Annotated in this window: 8 protein-coding genes; 3 read left to right on the top strand and 5 right to left on the bottom strand. The window is 43.6% G+C overall.

Features of this window, described 5'->3' with window-relative positions:
• Window positions 1-44 precede the first annotated feature (44 nt).
• From ABIC84_RS03350 to ABIC84_RS03340, 3 genes are all read right to left on the bottom strand, one after another.
• The gene (locus tag ABIC84_RS03350; protein WP_429262655.1) at window positions 45-3,620 is read right to left on the bottom strand and encodes a VCBS repeat-containing protein; all 3,576 of its coding nucleotides are present in this window, start codon (window positions 3,618-3,620) and stop codon (window positions 45-47) included.
• Between the two features lie 103 nt (window positions 3,621-3,723).
• Window positions 3,724-5,283 carry a RagB/SusD family nutrient uptake outer membrane protein gene (locus tag ABIC84_RS03345; RefSeq protein WP_426587263.1) on the bottom strand — a complete coding sequence of 520 codons (1,560 nt, stop codon included), beginning with the start codon at window positions 5,281-5,283 and terminating at the stop codon, window positions 3,724-3,726.
• Between the two features lie 24 nt (window positions 5,284-5,307).
• Window positions 5,308-8,505: a SusC/RagA family TonB-linked outer membrane protein gene (locus ABIC84_RS03340; protein ID WP_429262654.1), complete on the bottom strand. Its 3,198-nt coding sequence runs from the start codon at window positions 8,503-8,505 to the stop codon at window positions 5,308-5,310.
• Between the two features lie 1,277 nt (window positions 8,506-9,782).
• On the opposite strand from ABIC84_RS03340, the gene ABIC84_RS03335 reads away from it, so the two are divergent.
• A complete protein-coding gene (locus tag ABIC84_RS03335) occupies window positions 9,783-10,676 on the top strand; it encodes a sialate O-acetylesterase (protein ID WP_426587259.1) in 894 nt (297 codons plus the stop codon).
• 37 nt (window positions 10,677-10,713) lie between these two features.
• Here the strand turns inward: ABIC84_RS03335 and ABIC84_RS03330 are convergent, their stop codons facing one another.
• Window positions 10,714-14,898 (bottom strand): hybrid sensor histidine kinase/response regulator transcription factor, encoded by a 4,185-nt coding sequence (locus ABIC84_RS03330; protein WP_426587257.1) that lies wholly within the window; start codon window positions 14,896-14,898, stop codon window positions 10,714-10,716.
• Window positions 14,899-15,460: 562 nt separating this feature from the next.
• On the opposite strand from ABIC84_RS03330, the gene ABIC84_RS03325 reads away from it, so the two are divergent.
• Window positions 15,461-16,582 (top strand): alpha/beta hydrolase-fold protein, encoded by a 1,122-nt coding sequence (locus ABIC84_RS03325; RefSeq protein WP_091164058.1) that lies wholly within the window; start codon window positions 15,461-15,463, stop codon window positions 16,580-16,582.
• A 153-nt stretch (window positions 16,583-16,735) separates the two neighbouring features.
• On the opposite strand, the gene ABIC84_RS03320 is transcribed toward ABIC84_RS03325, so the two are convergent.
• Window positions 16,736-19,288 (bottom strand): glycoside hydrolase family 9 protein, encoded by a 2,553-nt coding sequence (locus ABIC84_RS03320; protein ID WP_429262653.1) that lies wholly within the window; start codon window positions 19,286-19,288, stop codon window positions 16,736-16,738.
• Window positions 19,289-19,766: 478 nt separating this feature from the next.
• Here ABIC84_RS03320 and ABIC84_RS03315 point away from each other — a divergent pair, with 478 nt between their 5' ends.
• Window positions 19,767-21,677 (top strand): alpha/beta hydrolase-fold protein, encoded by a 1,911-nt coding sequence (locus ABIC84_RS03315; protein ID WP_429262652.1) that lies wholly within the window; start codon window positions 19,767-19,769, stop codon window positions 21,675-21,677.
• Window positions 21,678-21,693 lie beyond the last annotated feature (16 nt).

Here is a 21,693-nt window from a genome sequence, read left to right as displayed (position 1 = left end):
CCGATCAATACCACTATGTTTAAATGATGAACATCACAAGCAGATCATTGAAACTTAATTTCCCTACCCCGGCTATCGTTAGATACAATCTTAACTTTCTGCATACCCGGGTTTACTTTCAGAAACCTTGCCGACTGCGATAAAAAAGATGAGCCGTAATAGAACTCCTGCCGGGTAACCGAACCATCTTTTGCAGATACTTCCGCGTAGGCATCCTGCGGCCCGATCTTTATGGTTTTTCCCGGTGGGTTGAGTTTTAACAACTTCAAATTGCCATTGTGCTCGCTGGCCGCGAGGTAATACCGGTTATCTTTCCCCTTAAGTTTTACCAGGGCTTTCCCATCGCCGGGAAAACAGATCCCGCTTTGCAAAATCGTCAATGGCTTAAATCCCCCTTTACCATCGCCTTTTAAAAGCAATCCGTTTAAGGCATCGTACCGGCCTACCGAAACATTTGTACTGTAATCATTCCCGTTTATGGCTACGTCTAAATTGCCATCACCGTCAAAATCATCCACTACCATTCCGTTAATGACAGAAACCTGCGCATAGTTTGGCAGAGGGTACATTTTAAATTTCCCGTTTCCTAAATTTTCGAGATAACATGAAGTAAGCGTATTGGCTTTTAACCGCAAGGCATTTTTCAGTTGTTCAGGCGATAACAAATCCTGCAACGTTGCGTGGCCAAAAGATCTGTAATTAACAAACTTTTTCCGGAGACTGACCATTTGCTTAATAGCATCGTCACGAACAAAAGATGGAAATTCACGTTTCACCCCGTCAGTGTCGGGGAGGAATAGGGATGGAAAGGCATCAGTGGTTTTACGTTTATCAAAATCGCCGGCCGTGATATATACGGGCTCTTTATCGCTGGCTTTGAAAAAACTATTCTTTCCCAGGTTGCCAACAATATAGTCTATCTTACCGCAATGCCTGAAATCGCCGGCCGCGATGGAATTCCACCAGCCGATTTTATCAGCAATACCAGACGTCGCTGTGGAGTTAACGAATTTGCCCCCAACATTTTTGATAAACGTAATGGGCATCCATTCACCAGCTATAACAAGATCCGGCCAGCCATCATTATCATAATCTGTAACCAGGGCATCGCAGGTTAACCCCATATTTTTCAAGCAAGGGGCAACTGATGCTGTTACATCTGTAAATTGCAGCTTCCCAGGTTTACTGTCGTTACGTAAAATAAAACAGGATACCGGGTTGGGGTAATGCCAGGCATCAACACGGCCCGTCATCAGCAAATCGAGCTTGCCATCCTTGTTATAATCAAATGCCCTGACACATAGCTTACTTGTAAAATTACCGGGCAAGGCACCTTTTTGTTCGCTGAACCGCCCGCGGCCATCGTTAAGGTAGATGCGGTCTGCATAATTTTTTGAACCCGGCGCGCTTTCATATCCACCGCTGGCTATATACAGATCTGGCTTCCCATCGCCATCAGCATCAAAGAACAATAAACTTTCATCTTTATAATTTGCGCTATCCGTTTTTACATCAATTAAATTTCGTTGATTAAATTTACCGTTAGCCTGCTGCAGGAAAATCTGGGCGGGAAATTTCCTGTTACCGCCAATAGCGATATCATCAAGCCCGTTGCCATCAATATCTTCGGCTGCAAGCGCCGGAGCGTACGCCGAAAATTTGTGAGGCAATAATTTCTGGATGGTAAAATCCGGAAAATCATCCTCCTTGTGCCTGTAACTAATACCTGCCGTGCCTGTAATTTCAGTAAACAGTGCCCCCCTGTTTTTTTGGGGTATAACCCAACTATAAGCCTGACGCGCATCATTGATATTTACTTTCAGCGTTTGGTTAGCGCTTACATTTTTTAATACCTGCTTATAATTATTCGGCCATCTCACTACTACAGAATCAAGCTTATTGACTTTGCCGAGGCCAAAGTGCGCGACGTTTTGGATAGAAGATAAATATCCACGATAAGGATTGTTCTCGTATACCTGGTGTTGCTTGCCTGCATAATAGATATCTACCCAGGCACCAATGCCATCCCTGTTAAAGTTGTTGCTATTCAATTTTACCTGCAAGTAATTTGATGTTTTGGAGGTAAGTGCGCGGCTATTGTTTTTATAGATAAGAGCCTCGTCATTGATGTTATTGATAACCATATCCATTGCCCCGTCATTATTCAGATCTGCATAAGCAGCACCGTTTGAAAAGGTCGGTAAATCCAATCCCCATTGGCTGGAAACATCACCAAAGTTTAAGTCGCCATTATTTTGAAAGGCATAATTGTGGATCTTGACCGTGGGAATCTGATCAATAACAGCTTTTTTTGAGGCCGTAGCATAAGGATTGTTTCTGAAAACTATAAAATCGTGATCAGTAACATCCTTCGGAAATCCATTGGTTACAATGATATCGCGGTAACCATCATTGTTGAAATCTGTTATCAAAGGAGTCCAGCTCCAGTCGGTCTCAGTAACTCCGCTCAAAAACCCGGTTTCACTGAATACGGGGTTCTTGATAGAATCATTCTGCCCCAATCCCGGCCCCTGGTTTATCTGTAAGGTGTTACGCGCATATTGATATTGGTATGCATAATGATTAAATAACTCGTACGACTGGTAGCTTTCCGGCATCGACATCATTTTTTTCCGGTAATTATCCGGTGGTGACATGTCCAGTTCAAATACATCGGCCAAACCGTCGTTATTTAAATCTTCGATGTCCTGCCCCATCGAGTTCATCGAAGTATGCTTAAAGTATTCTTTAGATCTATTGGTGAATGTACCATCACCGTTATTGATGTAGAGAATATTGGGTGATATAAAATCATTGGTAACATAAATGTCCTTCCACCCGTCTTTGTTTATATCCACAATAGTAGCCGCGTGCCCATAGCCTTCAATGGATATACCGGTTTTTTTGGATACATCGCTAAACACCGGGTGTTTAAGCTGGTCATCCCATTTGCTTTCATATAACCTCCCTGTACTCTTACCGCTGCCGTCCGCAATTATCGGACGAAACTGGTTCGCGTAATAGCCATCGCCGGGGCGGTTAACAGTAAGATACATGTCAAGCTTGCCATCGTTATTGTAATCAAAAAAGGCTGCCATGGTAGAGTATGCATGTATATTTAGGCCGTATTCTTTGCCTTCTTCCTTAAAGTGCGGTATCCCCTCTTTATCTGCCCCCTGGTTTATGTAAAGCAAATTTTGCCTTTTAACGCTATCCTGTAGCAGCGAATTGCATATATAAATATCCTGCAAGCCATCGTTATTTATATCAATAACGGCAACGCCTCTGCCCCATTTTCCTAAACCATTAACTCCGGCTTTATCTGTGATATCATCGAACTTGAAGTCGCCACGGTTTAGGTACAGCCTGTTTGATACCATATTACCCGAAAAGTAAATATCCTGAAAGCCATCATTATTGAAATCGCCTATACCAACTCCGCCGCCGTTGTAAACGTTGGCATTATCAATCGGATTGATAGAGTCGTTCTCGGTAATTAAATTATTAAAGGTGATACCGGAGTGGGATGAGGGTATCAACTCAAACAGTGTCGCTTTCTTTTTTGCACACGAAAAAACAACAACGCTAACCAGTAGTAAAGCAGGGTAAAATTTCTTCATCTATAAATTGGTTTACACGGAAAAGATAGGCTGTTATGCACAGCCTATCTTTTTTAACAAGTACTGAAACAGATACTTTTAACGGTTATCTGCAATATAATTATTAATAACCGGGATTTTGATGTCCGTTTACCTTAGGGTTATTATCCAGCTCGGCCTGAGGAATTGGCAATAGCTCATCTCTTCCTTTTCTGAAATATGGGAATGGGTCAGTGGTGAAGTATTGCTTTTTCCTCCAGCGAAGGATGTCGATATTTCTTATTTCTTCGCAACCCATTTCCACCATTTTTTCGTGCATGATAGCTTTTACCACATCAGCTTTTGACGCTACAGGAAATTGCGCTGTTGGATAAGGCGGCATAGCAACATCCGCACGTGCACGAATCATATTGAGGTAGTTAACTGCTGCTGCAGTATTACCAAGCTCATTTTCACATTCGGCCAGCATCAATAAAACCTCGCCATAACGGATAATGCGTTGATTATTGCCGCCCGGGTGGAAACCCGCTGCCGGCAAACCTTCCTTGTAAATGATCATGAACTTACGGAAACTAATCTTTTTGGTAACACCGTTCATCACCGAAGAATTACCGTTCTGGTCGCCGTCTGTAAGTACCGACGCGCCTTTATTATAAGTGTCGCCCGATTGATAACAGGTGTAGTGAAAACGGGGATCAGATTTGGCCGCGCCGGTAGCAGTGTTCTCAAATTCGTTAATCAATTTGTTTGATGGAATAAGGTTTCTCCATGCTATCGGGTTGTATTCCTGGTTACGTACGGTAGACTGCGCTTCAGTAGGACTGTCACCGCCCCAGTTAAATCCGCCGTCACCTTTGTCAACAAATACGATCTCGAAGATGGATTCGCTATTGAATTCGGTCTCCTCCTCAAAGTTGTCAAGGTACCTGGCAGTAAGGGTATAGCCGTTTGCTCCAGTTGTAGGGATTTTTAAAAGCGCAGCTTTAGCACCGGCATAATCGCCGGTTTGCATCAACACACGGCCCAGCATAGCATTTGCCGCAGAAGCGGTTGCCCGGCCTTTATCGGTACCGGTTTTCTCAGGGAGAACGGCTGCCGCATCCTGAAGGTCTTTAACAATTAAAGCATAAACCTCAGTTTCGGATGAGCGTGGCTGAAAATCGCTAACTGCCTGAGCAGGCGATGTATAAACAGGCACCCCTCCCCATTGTGAAACCAGGTCGAAATAAGCCCAGGCGCGCAAAAACTTAGCCTCGCCAACCAACCGGTCGCGTAGGGCCGTGTTATCAGTTACATTAGGCCCATTCGCAATAACTACATTCGCCCTGAAAATAGTTGTGTACCAGGTATTCCAAACAGAATTCATCACTGAGTTGGCAGGATCAACATTGCCGTTAAGCATCTGTCCCCTTGGGGCTTCGAGCTGCCCGCCGCCGCTTGCAACCTCATCACTTCTGAGATCGTGAATAAAAAACCACTCCCTTGATACCAGCCCCAGGCTATGAATGGCAACATAAATAGCGTTTACCCCCTTGGTTAACTGATCGCTGGTTTTGTAATATTGGTTCGTTGTTACATTGTTAGGATCGCTGGTGTCAAGGGACCCTTTTTTGCATGAGTTAACCGTTGCCGTTACCATAATAGCTGTAAGGGCCGACCATATGTATATTTTCTTCGTTTTCATTGCTGTATCTTTTTAAATTAATCGTTAAAAGGTCGCCTGTAAACCCAGCTGAACTGTTCTTGGCTGCGGGTACTGGCCGTAATCAATACCGTTGGTAAGGGTACCATTACGAGAGCCGATTTCGGGATCAAGACCTTTATATTTAGTAAATGTTAAAAGATTGGTTGATGCCACATAAATCCTGAGCCTGTTCAACGCGTTGTCTGTTTTTGACTTTAACCATGAAGTTGGGAAATTATAGCCTATCTGCATGTTTTTAACCCGCAGGTATGAACCGCTTTCAATCCACCTGGTTGAAGGCCTTTTGTTGCCGTTCGGATCGCCTGAAATGGCGCGCGGGATATTTGTGTTGGTATTTGTAGGTGTCCATGCCTTTAACACATTGGTACCCGCATTGAAAAGCCTTGGCATGCCTTCGAGGATAATCCTTTCGCCATTAAATATCTTGTTGCCATAAACACCTTGGAAAAAGACTATCGCGTCGAAATTTTTATAGGAAGCGCTGTAGTTTAACGAGTAGGTGAATTTTGGCAGATAGCTACCAATAAAAGTGCGGTCGGCATCAGTGATAACACCATCGTGGTTTATATCCCTGAACTTAATATCGCCGGGAGCGGCATTTGTTTGCTTTGCTGAATTGGCAACTTCACCAGCGTTTTGGAATATCCCATCTGCAATATAGCCAAAGAATGATTGCACCGGCTGCCCAACTGCTGTTTTGGTTATAGGATCACCACCGCCATAATCCGCATCGCCGCCGGCGGTAATGGAAGCATTGGCGGTACTAAGCGTTAAAATCTTGTTTCTGTTCAGGGAAAAATTTCCGGTAATATCATATTTAAATTCGCCGTGTGTTTTATGATAACCTAAACTAACTTCAAAACCGCGGTTACGCATTGAACCCACGTTAGCTAAAGTCCCGGTACCGTTAAAACCAAGGCTGGGCGAGGTAGGTACGGTTAATAGAAGGTTATCGGTTTTCCTGGTATAAACCTCGGCAGATAATGTAAAGACATCCTGGAACAAGCCCATATCTAAACCAATGTTGGTTTGTTTAGTTGTTTCCCATGACAAATTGAGGTTACTTAAACCACTGTAAAACGAAGCATTTCCAAGATCGGCCAGTGAACCGTTGAACGGATAGGTAGCTATGTTAGATGATATAGGTTGCAAATAAGGATAATTGCCCAATACGGTGCCATTGATACCTGTTACACCGTAACCCGCCCTCAGTTTTAATGACGAAACCGACTTGAGCGACTTCATGAAATCTTCCTGGTCTACCTTCCAGCCTAATGACGCGGCAGGGAAACTTTCATGTTTATGCCCCGGCGCAAATACAGATAAACCGTCGCGGCGTATAGAGCCTGATATCAGATATTTGCCTTCAAAATCATAACCCAAACGAGCTACTTCTGAAACAAGGAGATTAGTGCCATAGGTATAATTAGTGAAAAGATTAGTCGCGCCATTTAGTGTCCTTACCGTATTGGTATTTTGGTTACCCGAAGAAACCTGGTTGTCGCCGCGTGAGCTTTGGGCCTCGTAAACTAAAACGGCATTAACATGGTGCTTGTTGCCGAACGTTTTATCGAAAGTAAGCTGCTGCGAGTACAGTTGCGTGGTGCTGGCGCCCCTGGTATAATTAATAACTGCGGTTGGCGATTGAGAAGTACCTCCGTCATTATAAATAGGTGTGTAAGTATTATTCATGTTGCTGCCATAATCAATACCATAAATTGATTTAAAGTTAAGCCATGAAGCAAACTTCAGCGTGGCATACGCATTACCGTGGATTGTATAACCGTGATTGGTATTATCAATCAGTTTGGCCGCTTCAATCGGGTTGGTTGGGTCTGAGCCATCGAAACTATTTTGCGGCCCCATAAACCCGCCGGCATTATTTGGATTGTAGATTGGCAGATATGGCTGCATCCTCACCACATTTGTTATGGCAGAACGGTTACCCGCATCTACGCCGTAACGCTGATGATTGATGATGGCATTGAATGTTTCGCCAAACGACAGGATTTTACCAATCGTATGATCGGCGTTAACCCGAATCGCCTTGTGGTAAGCGCTTAAGCCCTGGGCGATACCCTGCTGATCGAAGTAATTTGCCGAAGTATAAAAGCGGGTCACCGCGTTGCCGCCGCTCAATGCCACATTGTGCTGCTGAATCGGAGCATTACTCCTGAAATACGCGTCCTGCCAGTTGGTATTTGTTTGAGCAAAGGTTTGGGAACTACCCGCATAAATTGGTTTGTTAAAGTTTTCTGGCAGCAGGCGCGGCGGTATGGCTATAACAGGAGTGGCTGAACCGTTAAGAGCGCGCTCATATTGCAAGTATTGCTGGGTATTAAGCAGGTCATACTTTTTGATTACATTTTGTATGCCATAGTATGAGTCGATAGTTACCTCTGTGCGGCTATTGTTGCTCCCCTTTTTAGTGGTTATAATAATAACACCATTTGTACCCCTGGAACCATAGATCGCCGCAGCACTCGCATCCTTCAACACGTCGATACTTTGAATATCCTTAATATCAACGCCTGTGAGGCTGCCCGGATATCCATCAACGATGTATAAAGGATCAGATCCGAAATTCACAGAGCTAATACCACGCAATGAAATAATAGCCCCGGTTCCCGGACCGCCGTTATTGGTAACAGTAAGACCAGCTATACGGCCTTGCAAAGCTTCAATGCCACCCACAGGCAGAGAGGCAAGAGTTTTGCCGCTAACCGATGAAACCGCTCCCGTTACCTTAGCACGTTTTTGCGATCCGTAACCAACCACAACAACCTCTTCCAGGTTCTTGGTATCTTTTTTCATTTGCACCTTTAGCTCGGCAGCGCTGGTAACCGTTATCTCTTGCTGTGCAAAACCAATTAATTTGAAAACGAGCACGGCTGAATTTCCGGGCACTGCTATTTTGAAGTTACCGCCGGCATCAGTAGTTACGCCTTGTGTTGTGCCTTTTATGGAAACCGCTACGCCGGGCAGGGGTTGGTTATCGTCATCAGTAACTTTGCCCGAAACGTTGAATGCAGGCTTCATTTTCAAAGCGCCATTTTTGTTAATGGTAATGCCATTCAATGAACCTGCTGAACCACGATTATGTGCAATTGACACCGATGGCATTGCGAGCGCGCATCCGGTTAAGATGAGCGTAGCGTAACGCCATTTGTTATTATAAATTTTTTGTAAAGAATACTTCATGTTATTAAGGTTTAAAATTTTCGATTCGATTAAGGAAACGTTGACGTGATTTGCTCTCGGGGCAACATTTACCGATATCGTTTAAGCTGTAAATGCCTAAAATTATCCTGGCCTTACCTAATGGTAACTACCGGATTTAAATGAACGACGAAACCTATCCGTTAGCTGTTCCGTACTTATCCAGGATCTGAAAATCTCTTTTTTGTCTTTCCATAATTTTTCTTGTTAGTTAATTGATTGATAATTGATATGTAGGTGTTATTAGTTTTCAATTTCAAACAGTATCCCACGCCGAACCGGACAGCAAACGACAAATGCCACGAATGCTCCATTATTGGTCAACATGTTTATAATTGGTAATCTGTACGTTGTAATGCCAACAGTACTTATTGTTACAGCCGGCTAAAAGCAGATTGTAATAACAGGGGTAAAATTATCTTTCGCGGTTTAGTAGGTAGCGCAGTATTTATCTTAATCTTACAACATTTGTTTAAGCAAGTTCCCTACAACAAGGTTTTCTTTCCATGTTAAAACAGTTTTCCCGCATGATATATGACGTGCCTCAATGTAGATTTTTGAGACCGATAAAAATTACAAATAATTGATTTTAAGCTATTTAAATACAAAACAAAAATCAAAACGAGTTGAACACTGGTGATTTTCTTTACCAGAAACTGGCACTGGTTTGTTAATTTGAAGGCAAAAATACCGCCAACAACAATCGATTGCGAAACTTGCCCGAAACACGGTATTTAGGTATTGTTAAAACAATAAATCTTATTGATTTATAGCTATAGAAATAATAAATATTTTTAGCATACCTGCTTACAGGAAACAAATAAGGACAACCTCGCGCTGTCCTTACAACCAATTTTAAAAAAAGAAAAGTAATAAAGGTGAGGTATTATATCTTGTAAGTATGTGATAAAGTATTTGCGCGTTAACGCAAATGCTACAAATAATTATTGATCATATCAGTAAACTTTGTTAAGGTTATGTAGTCCAGGATTAGTACACCTCAAGCAATCAAATGTATTAAGGATGGTAAACTTTAAATGACACACATGTTGAAAAGGTTAACACATTGGTTTACTAAACGCACAATCGCTCCCCCATTCCTAACTTATTGCTGTTCTTTGTAGACTATTGCAAAATGCCCTAAACAATTGTTATAGCACTTTCAACAATTGTTGTAATAGTATGATTATAGGTTGGCCTATTTTTATCAGCAGACTGGCAGCCAATTTTGATTGCTGCAAAACCTAAAAGAACATCAAATGAATCTAAGGATCTTTTCTCTTACCCTGTTGGCAATCGTCTTGTTATTTGTTGGTAATGCATCAGCCCAAAACAAAAAGTTTTATATTTTTTTGTGCTTCGGTCAATCAAATATGGAAGGTAACGCCCGCATACAGCCACAGGATACCATAGTTGATCAGCGTTTACAAGTACTGGAAACCGTGGACTGCCCTAACCTTAAACGGGCCAAGGGCAACTGGTACACCGCCGTGCCACCGTTGGCACGCTGCAATACCGGCCTCACCCCTGCCGACTACTTTGGCCGCACCCTGATAGCAACCCTGCCCAGCGATGTAACAGTTGGTATTGTGAACGTATCGGTAGCTGGTTGTAAAATTGAATTGTTCCAAAAAGACAGTTATAAGGATTATGCAGCCACCGCACCTTCCTGGATGGTGAATATGATCAACGAATATGGAGGCAATCCCTACGGCCACTTAGTGGAGATGGCTAAACTGGCGCAAAAATCCGGCGTGATTAAAGGCATCTTGCTGCACCAGGGCGAATCTAACCCAAATGATACGCTTTGGACACTTAAAGTGAAAAGCATTTATGATATGCTATTAAAAGATCTTCACCTGAAGGCCAGAAAAGTTCCCTTGCTGGCTGGCCAGCTTGTTAATGAAGACCAGGGCGGCAAGTGCGCTGCTATGAACCACATAATTGATAAGCTTGCTGAAGTTATCCCCAACGCATATGTGATCAATTCAAGCGGCTGCCCGGCTGCATCAGATAAGCTGCACTTCACCGCTGAGGGCTATCGAATTTTAGGCACACGATACGGATTACAAATGCTCAATCTGTTGGGTTACAAGGCACCGGCCATCACCAATCCTGTACCTGTTCAAACAACAGGGAATGCCGGGAGGTAATATCGATATTTTTCTATCAGCTAAAATGAAAGCTTGCTTAAGCAACGCTTTTGACGTCTACTTTTTTCACCCGGTACTCGGATGGCAGAACATTATATTTTGCCTTGAATGATTTGGTAAAATAATGAGGCGTCGAAAAACCGATGGAGTATGCTATCTCGGCAATGGTCAGATCGGTTTTTTCGAGCAGTATGGCTGCTTTGTCCAGTTTTATGGAGCGGATAAATTCCACAGGTGGCTCGCCGGTTAGTTCGGTGATCTTGCTATAGAATGATCCCCTGCTCATACTAAAATGATGGCTGATCTCCTCGACGGAAAATTTAGGGTTGTTGATGTTTTTCTCAATATACATCACCACATCTTTAATGAACCTTTCTGACGAGGATTCGATATCCATGTCTGCCGGGATAACTTTTATTTTTTTCTGATAGGTTTCTTTAAGCGACTTATTTAGATGAAGCAGGTTTTTAATTTTGATATTCAGGATATCGAAGTTGAAAGGTTTGGTCAGGTAATCGTTCACGCCCAACTCCAGCCCTGCGAGTTGCTCCTTCTGGCTGGTCATCGCCGTTAATAATATAATTGGGATATGGCTGGTCCTTTTATCGGCCCTAAGTTTACAACTTAGCTGGATCCCATCCATATAAGGCATGCTGATATCACTAACTATCAGGTCGGGATGTACGGCAAGTGCTTTATGCCACCCTTCACGGCCATTAGCTGCCTCCGAAACTTTGTAAGTTGCAGCCAGGCTTTCTGACAAGTATTGCCTCATTTCATCATTATCTTCAATAACCAGGACATGCAGCTGGTTAACACCAGTGGCAATCGCCGTCTTCGGTTTACTGTTCTTGTCATCGTCGATAACGATTGGGGCAGCCTCGGGCGTATTTTGCCCATGCATTGCTGTCTCTGATAGATTAATTACAGGCAACAAAATTGATAAGGAGAAAATTGAGCCTTTGCCTAATTCACTTTTCACACCAATCTCGCCGCCATGCAATTGGACAAGCTCACGTGTTATCGATAGGCCAATCCCGCTTCCCTGGTTAAGTATGGCAGGCTGGGCATCTGCCTGGTAAAACCTGTCAAAAACGTGCCTAACCTCCTCGGCTGCTATACCGGTACCTGTATCCGCAACCGAAACACCCAATTGGTATGAATTGCCATCTTCTGATATGACAGGGGCGGTAACTTCAACAGTAATTTGCCCGCCAGGCATCGTAAATTTAAATGCGTTGGATAGCAGGTTAAATAATATTCGCTCAACCTTATCATGATCAAATTTTACAAATAACCTTTCACCGGCAGTTTTAAATACTGTAACAATTTTTTTTCTATTGGCCAGATCATAAAACGAATCTGCTACTTCGCGAACAAAAGAAATAAATTCCCCTTCAACCAAATTCAACTTAAGCTCATTCTCTTCAAGTTTCCTAAAATCGAGCAGTTGGTTAACCAGGTTAAGCAACCTGCGCGAGTTTCTTTTAATAACACCTAATTGTTCGGTAACAGGTCCGCTGTTAGGCTGCTCCAAAAGCTTGTCAACAGGCGCCATTATCAAAGATATCGGTGTCCGGAATTCATGGCTCAGGTTGGTTAAAAACTTAATTTTCATCTCATCCAGTTCATGACGGGCTTCGGCTGCTTTACGTTCCTGCTCATCGTGCAATTTCTTTTTAAGCTTTTTAACACCCTGCCTGCGGATGAGCAACAACACGCCAAAGGCCAGCAAAACATAAAGCACATAAGCATATATGGTCATCCAAAATGGCGGCTTCACTATAATTTTCAAGGATGTACCAGTATCATTCCATTTACCATCATTATTGGATGCCCGTACCCTGAATGTGTATTCTCCCGGATCAAGGTTGGTATAACTGGCCGTTGTTGATGTTCCTGCATTTTTCCAGGTATTGCTAAATCCCTCTAAAATGTACGAATATCGATTTTGCTGTGGAAGGGTATAATTAAGCGCCACAAAGTTTATGGAGATGTCTTGTTTATACTTTATGGTTATTTCTCTTGCCTCACTGATGTTAACAGGCAAGGGGTTATCCCGGTTGGGCGAAATACGTTTATTATCTATACTCAGGGTAGTTAATACAACCGGCGGCAGGTTTTTATTAAGCCTTACATCTGATCCCTTAAAATAATTGAACCCGTCTACCCCTCCAAAGTAAAGCGTGCCATCTGCGGCAATAATACCCGATCCGTTTAAAAAAACATTGTTTTGAAGCCCGTTATCGTTACAATAAACATAAAGTTTCTGATCAGCCGGATCAATTCTTCCGATACCCTGGTTTGTACTGAACCATATATTATTGGTTTTATCCTGCAAAATTTTACAAATTACACCGTTCAGCAACTGGCTATTGTATTTAAACGGGGTTATTTTTTTAAGCCGATGATCATAAAAGAAAAGGCCATCGCCATTGGTACCTATCCACATATTGCCGTTAGTATCGCGTTTTAAAGACAACACCTCTGCTATAGGCAAACCTGTGTTGATTGGATTAAGTGTATCGAACACTTTGGTAGCCGGGTTATAAATAGCGATGCCCGTACCGTACGACCCTATCCACATATTACCGTCATTATCCTCTTCAAAAGCCCTGATATAACCATTTGATGGCATTTTATAGCCTTTTACGGACACTAAAGCGGGTTTAAACCGCCGGAAGCTATCAGCCTTCGCGTCAAAAATATCGATACCTGCACCGTTAGTTCCTATCCATACATTACCAAGGCGGTCTTCCTTGAAGCAGAAAATATTATTTTGACTAATATTTAACTTTCCGGTACCGCTCGTGAATTGCGTATAGCCATTGTTTACGGTATTGAGTTTAAAAAGCCCGTGACCAAATGTTCCTATCCAAAGTTGTTTTTTATGATCTAATAACATAGCCAGAACAGGCAGGCCTGCCGAATTTATTTTTTCCTTAGGCTGGATTGCGATATGAGTAAAACGGTTGGTTTTGTTGTTGAAAATGCTAAGGCCGCCGCCGTCCGTTCCCACGTATAGTTCATTGTCATTTTTTTGCGCGAAAGATGATACGATTGGTGCGCGTAAACCGTAAGGGTCTAACTCAGTGGGTTGCACATAATTAAACAAAGTTAGGTTTTTGTCGTATTTATTAATACCACCCATATAGGTACCCACCCAATAAATACCTTTAGAATCGATATAAATGCTGCGGATGGATTTACTGTTCAGACTATACGGATCGCGCGGATCATGACGGTAACGGATGGATTTACCGGTGTGGATATCCATAACATTCAAACCGCCTTCGGTACCAACCCAAATGTGGTCTTTATCATCAGCGGCAATGCTGTAAACAATGTCACCACATAGCGACGTCTCATCCTTATCATTATAACAGTAATTAACAAAGTGTTCACCATTCTTATCCAGGCGGCTTAAGCCATTAGCTGTACCTACCCACAAATTGCCCACTTTATCCTCCGAAACTGTCATTACAACATCCGAGGGTAAACTACGGGTATCGTTTTTTTGATGACGGAAGGCTTTAAAACCTTTATGCGTATCATCATATAAATACAAACCTAAATTGGTGCAAACCCACATCCTGCTGTAACTATCCTCAAAAATATAGCCCATGCTTTTAACCGGTATCAGCCCTGGTTTGCCTGTCCCGGTTTCAAAATGGCTGATATGCATACGATCGGGACTGATCACATCAAGGCCGTTTACCGTTCCCACCCAAATCTCATTTTTATCGTTTGCACAAACGGCGGTAATAACACCCTGGCTTAAACGCTGTCCTTTTAAGGGCGAACTAAAGCTTTTGAAATCATCCGCGGCCTTATCGTAATAATACAAACCAAAACCGATAGTGCCTACCCATAGCGTACCGGCACGGTCCATGCTGATACTGCTTATTTCGTAGGAACCTGGCTCTACCTGCCTTTTGGCACCCAATGTATAAACTTTAAACTTCCTTCCGTCATACCTGTTCAAGCTTTCTGAGGTGCCAACCCACATCATCCCGTTATTATCTTTTACGATGGCATTTACGGCGTTACCCATTAACCCCTGCCTGGTGGTTAATGCGGTAAATTTCAGGTTAGGCTTTTGAGCATTTGCCAGGAAACTGAGGTTGGCCAAAACGACTAAGGTGAGTATAACGCGCACAGTGCCTGCCAGCACTGTATTGATCTTTTTGCAAATACACAAATCGGGTACAGAATGCATCATAACAAACAGGTTACTTTTTTCCGGAGCGGGTAATCCGCAGGAAAAAATTGTTGATGAACTATGGTTTTAAAATTGGTGTGATTGACGTCTTCGAACAAACATCATTATCCAAATCTACATTTTATGATGATGAAACAGGCAAACATTTGTTCAAAGAAATAACACACTTGTTCAATTGAACCGGTAATTATTGTACAAAAGTACATATCGACGAATTTGCGGCAATGATATCGCTCCACATGGTATCGACAAATGTTGTAAAATTATGCTAAAAACTGCGTGCCTTGTTTTTAATATAAAAATACTTTTATAATAAGAAAAAGCCGCTCAAAACAACAGGATAGCCATTATAAATTATTTTTAAATATTTCATCCCGGATCAACTTTTCATAAATAATGAAAACTGGCTCCGGTTAAAGTCAAAACAAAACAACTACTTAATATGTGTAACAATAACAATTAATCACAATTTAATCATTTATCGTATTCCGTGTATTTCACCGGATCAAAACAGCCCGGCACTTTACTATTAGCCACAATTTATAAACCTCAATATTCTATTATGAAACCAAAATGTTTACTTGCCTTGTTGGCCGTTACATGTGCCTCCAGTCTCTGCATGGCACAAACAGCTTCAATTGCCGAAGATTTCAAACCATCAACTTTTAACCAGCCGGGACAAGAGTACCCCCAGGTAAACTCGCAAGGCTACGCGCGCTTTCGTATCAAGGCCCCACAGTCCGACAGTATAAAAGTTAGCCTTGGCCTTGGCGGGCGCGGGGGTACTAAGCTCACAAAAGGAGCTGACGGGTTCTGGACCGGCACCACAGAAGGACCGATGGATGAAGGATTTCATTACTACCACTTAACCATCGATGGCGGGGTATTTAATGATCCGGGCACATTAAATTTTTATGGATCCACACGTTGGGAAAGCGGCATTGAGATCCCCGCGCATGACCAGGATTTTTATGCGCTTAAAGATGTTCCGCACGGCAATGTACAGCAGATCCTTTTTCCTTCAAAAAGCACCAATACCCAGCGCAGGGCTTTTGTTTACACGCCACCAGGGTACGAAAAGGATAAATCAAAAAAATATCCGGTACTATATCTGCAGCATGGCTGGGGCGAAGATGAAACCGCGTGGAGCAACCAGGGCCATGCCAACCTGATTATGGATAACTTAATTGCAACCGGTAAAATACAGCCATTCATTATTGTAATGACTTACGGCATGACCAACGACGTGAAGCCCGGCCCTGGCGCATTTAAAAGTTTTAAGATTGATCACTTTCAAACAGTTTTAACTGATGAGCTTATCCCCTACGTTGATGCAAGCTTCCGCACACGTGCAGACAGGGCTCACCGTGCGATGGGGGGATTATCAATGGGCGGTATGGAAACGCATATGATAACACTAAACAAGCCCGAGCTTTTTGCCTATTATGCCCTGCTTAGCGGCGGAACTTATTCGCCGGATGAGCTTAAAGACAAAACCAAACCTAAACTGATATTCATAAGCTGCGGCAGCAAGGAACGGCCCGACGGCGTTAAAAATGCCGTGGTTGCTTTAAAAGGTGCGGGATATGACGCGGTATCTTACATTTCTGAAAACACCGCACATGAGTTCCTGACCTGGCGCCGTAGTCTTTACGAACTAGCGCCTTTGCTATTTAAAGAGTAAATACCAATTACATTCACATGGTTATATACAAAGAAGCCCTGCCGGCATTTTGCCGGCGGGGCTTCTTTGTATAAAAGGGTTGACCTAAATCTACCTCCCCGATCCCTTCTATTCAAAATCGGGGAAGTGATTGTTTAATTTGAACTTAACTTATTAATTATGCTGACCTAACTGATTAGCAGCTCCTGACAAAACAATGTACTGCGCACAGCCGGCTATTGTAACTTCATTCTCCCCCCAGAAAAACGGCCAGTCTTCCTTATTCTCCGGAAAATCGGGTTTAAGCAGCAAAATACCGGGCACTACGCCGCCGGCAATAAACCTGAAGTCGGCCCGGTTATTACCGTAGGTTACTTTTTTTGAACGTACACCTACCGCTGATACGAACGAAAGGTTGGAATAAGGATGGCACCCGAAGATATAATTCAAGCCTTTGTAAACATATTCCGGACCGATTATATTAGGGAAATACTTATTGGCGTAATAGTTGGTAATGGCGTAATTGATCACCTGCCCGCTACCGCCCCAGCCGCCCGGAGTAACAGGCACACCATAGGGATTTTGTTTATCGTACTCATCGCATGAAGCTTTGTACTTTTGCATATAGGCTGCTATTTTATCCTGATAATCTTTATCCATATAAGGGTAAGCGTGCAACGCGCTTATCATAACAAAGCCGGGAAAGCGATCAAGCATCGGCATAATCAGCTTTTTGAAATGATCTGCATACTGCTGATCTTTGGTTGTGAGATACAATTGAAGCGCGGCAAGCATTTCGTTACCGGCAAGGAACCTGTTACGTGCCCGGGCAGCCGAGTCCATGTGCATTTTCAGGCTGTCATCTTCGTGCCAGAGTTTCAATGCACTTTGCAAACTTTTAGCAGAGAGCGTATCATTGTACCCTTTTAACGCCCTGCTGGCAGCGGCAAGGGCGGCGGTAGCCTGGTAATCCAGCGCTATATTCCTTGTAGTGAATGCCCATCTGTCATCCATGGTACCACTTGATTTACCGTCGGTTTGGTAGGGCTTCAGCGAGGCGTTATAAGGCAGGTTATCTGTTTCGTTAACGGCGTCTCCGAGGTGATGATACTGGTGCAAATTAGGCACTATGATTCCGCGCGCCGGGTGGCCAATGTTCACTACCTGCGCCACCAGGTTAAGCGTACCGTGTTCAATTTGCTGTAAAAGATCAGGCTTACCGTCAGGGCGGTGTATATCTACGTACCGGGTTGGGTAATCTACATATGTTTCGTCGCGATCGATCTTAAAATTCTCCCAGGCTTCAACAAAATTCAGCACCACGCTGCAGTGCGATGGCGTTTCAACATCAAAATCGCCGGCATCAAACCAACCGCCAACGTTAAGCCCGGGAATCCGTTCAAGCGGTTTATATTTGGTATCAGTAGTTGGTCCCATCTGATATGTATCAAAATGCTGGTGGTTTGGAGGTGCCTGCAAGGCATCATCAAGAAAAGGCGCGCCGTGCCATACTCGGTAGGCCTCGTTAACCATCATGTGATCCATCTGAACCGGGAACCAAACATCCATTGTGGGATGCCCTATATTTTCATAAACATTTGCATTGATGGGGAATGCATTGGTTTTTTGGTCGCCGTAGGCTATCACATATAAACCTGCTTTTTTCACACTGCTGAAGTCGAACTTCAAATAATTGTAACGGGTAAATTGTCCCCAGTGCTGTACGGCTGCTTTAAGCCGCTCAACGTATTTCCCATCGGAAGTTATCTCAAAAAGTGTGGCGGTTTGTAATGGCGTGTCATTTTTATCCAGTTCTATTACGGCGGTCTTTTGCTGCTCCGGGCGGTAACCTACCTGCGAAAACTCAATTACGGGCGCACGCTTCCAACCGGGTACGGCATTTGGCTCAATATACCAGGTTAATACTTTGCCCGTTTTTCCTGCCGGCAATAAACTGCGGACGATAAACCATCCGTTTTGCGCAAGGCTTCGACCGTCAAACAACTTAAGGTCGGCATCAAACGATTGAATTTTAATGGTACGCTCAGGATCTTCGGGCGCCATCACCAATGTTTTACCGGTAGCCAATGGTGCGGGCTCGATAAATTCATTGCGGCCACGATCGTCAAATGTGCTGTGGCCGGCAAACTGCGGGATTTTTTGGCTTGAAGGTAGCATTTTTGTTAAACCTGCCGGGTACAGCGGAAACTCGCCCGGTTTTCCATCAATCAAAAATGTTTTCTCAAAGTAAGCAGATGGTATAATTTCCAGGTTGAAACCTGCCCTGCCTGCTAACTTTCCCGGCACCGGTTTATCAAGGTATAAATTCAATTCAACGCCATTGCCTTTCGGCGTAACGGTGATCCTGGAATCAAAATCATAATCGGCGTAACGCATGGTAACATCAATTTGATGGTTGATGCTATCAACCTTACGGTTAACCAGTGTGGGCACCAGGTCCCATTGCTCGGGTGTGTTTTGCAGCCGTACTGCGCCGCCTGTAATTGTACGCACGCCGTGGTGTATCAACTCAACACCTGCTGTCTTTTCGTCCTGAAAGATCCCATTATACTGGTTACTGAATACGAGGACGTTGACGCCGGGCGTTTCGAAATAACCCAACTTGTTTAGTTTTAGTTTTTGAGCCGTGCCCCGGAGGGATGACAGGCAAAAAATTAATGCCATCACCATCATGACCGGCTTCGGTAAGTAAATTTTCAATTGCATGGTTTATAAGATTTATTAAAGAAGTTTATTAATCGGAATACCGATTACGGACCGTACGAAAGTATCCGTACAGAAAATGGTTTGCTACCACAATCCAATATTTTGATACCACGAATGTGTCTGCATGGATGCATTCCCAAAAATGCTATATGATTGTTACAATCAGCCGCAACCAAACGCTGCCGCAAGCATTCCAGATATCCAAAACAAACTGGTTATCAATACAATTAACTATTCAGAAAAAGCATAGCGAGCATATTTTCCGGCTTCCTGGTCATTTACGCAAACGGGATTGATGGTTCATTTTTCGGGCCTTAAACATTCGTGCTATCATTATCATGATTTGTGTTAACCGCGGCAAAGTGCTTGCCCTACTTTCGGGTATTCCTCAAACGAGCAAAAACTAATACAATTTAACCCGCTTTAGCCTCCTTAATCCGAAGGGCAATCAGTTCGCCGGGTTAATTGACAAAAAATTATGAAGAAGATAGCCTACCTCACCGTCATCGGCATTTTGCCTGCCTTGCTGGCCCTTTCACAGCCGGCTCTTAAACATTCACCGGCCGGTTTCGACATTTACCGCGCTGGTATAGCACACGGAAAATTAGACACCGTTACCTACAACTCAAAAACAGTTGATTCCAAACGGCGCGCGGTAGTTTACCTGCCGCCTGGCTATACCGCTAAAAAAACATATCCTGTTTTGTACCTCCTGCATGGCATCGGCGGCGATGAATTTGAATGGCTTAACCAGGGCACGCCCCAGGTGATATTGGATAACTTATATGCCGATAAAAAACTGGAACCAATGATCGTTGTGTTGCCCAACGGCCGCGCCATGAAAGACGACCGTGCCACCGGCAATATAATGGCCCCGGATAAAGTTGCCGCGTTTGCAACTTTTGAGCATGACTTGCTGGATGACCTGATCCCCTATATTCAAAAAAAATATCCAATTTATACCGACCGCGAGCACCGGGCACTGGCCGGATTATCAATGGGTGGCGGTCAGTCACTTAATTTTGGGCTGGGCAACCTGGATAAATTTGCCTGGGTTGGAGGCTTTTCATCAGCACCCAATACCAAAAAACCTGAAGAACTGTTACCCGATCCCGATGCAGCCAAAAGCAAACTTAAGCTGCTTTGGATCTCCTGCGGCGATCACGACGGGTTAATGTCATTCAGTAAACGTACCCACGATTACCTCGAACAAAAAAATGTGCCGCATATCTTCAATGTCGAGCCGGGAATTCACGACTTTAAAGTTTGGAAAAATGATCTTTACCTGTTCTCGCAGTTCCTTTTCAAACCTGTTGATATCAATAAATATAACATGATGATCTCGGGCGGCCCTGCATCTACCAATATCAGAGGCTCAAAATATCCTTTTATCCAACCCGACCACCGGGTGCTTTTCCGTGTCAAGGCACCGGATGCTCAAAAAGTTCAGGTTGACCTTGGCAAGAAATATGACATGGTAAAAGACACGGCCGGTTATTGGACAGCTACAACAGATTCAATTGGCGAAGGCTTCCATTATTATTCGTTGATTATAGAGGGCGTTGCTACAACCGATCCTTCCAGTCAAACCTTTTATGGCATGGGGCGCATGGCCAGCGGCATTGAAGTACCTTTTGACGGCGGCGATTATTATGCGCTAAAAAACGTTCCGCATGGCGATATCCGCATCAAAACCTATTTTTCAACCGTCACCAAATCATGGCGAAGGCTGTTCATTTATACCCCGCCTGGTTATGACGCAAGCCAGCTTAAATACCCCGCGCTGTATATATTACATGGCGGCGGCGAGGACGAAACCGGCTGGGCAACCCAAGGCAAAACCGATATCATTATGGACAACCTGATTGCGGCCGGGCAAGCGAAACCCATGTTAGTGGTAATGCCCGATGCCAATTTCGGCGGAGGTTTTGGTGAAGCCGGCCTCAAAACCTTTGCAAATGAAATAAAACAATGTATAATTCCCTTTATAGAAAAGAATTACCGGGTTAACCGTACCGCGCAAGGCCGCGCGCTGGCCGGGCTTTCCATGGGCGGGCTCAACACGCTATATACAGGTATCTACAATACTGATATATTCAGTTACCTTGGTGTATTCAGCTCGGGGTGGATTTTACCCGCACAAAACAGCATCGCTGATGCACAGTATGATTTCATGAAGAAAAATACTACCAAAATCAACACCAACCTAAAAGCATTCTGGATTGCGATGGGCGGCAAGGAGGATATCGCGTATAAAAATTGCCAGGTTATGCTGGGCAAGCTGGACGAGATGAAGATAAAACATACTTATTACGAGTACCCTGGCGGCCATACCTGGCCTGTTTGGCGAAATGATCTTTACAAATTTGCCCCCATCCTGTTTAAATAATTAATGATCAAAAAAT

The sequence above is a fragment of the Mucilaginibacter sp. 3215 genome (genome assembly GCF_050433785.1).
GTDB lineage: Bacteria > Bacteroidota > Bacteroidia > Sphingobacteriales > Sphingobacteriaceae > Mucilaginibacter.
The sequence above is the reverse complement of the archived record's forward strand: the minus strand, read 5'-3'. Positions and strand labels throughout refer to the sequence as shown.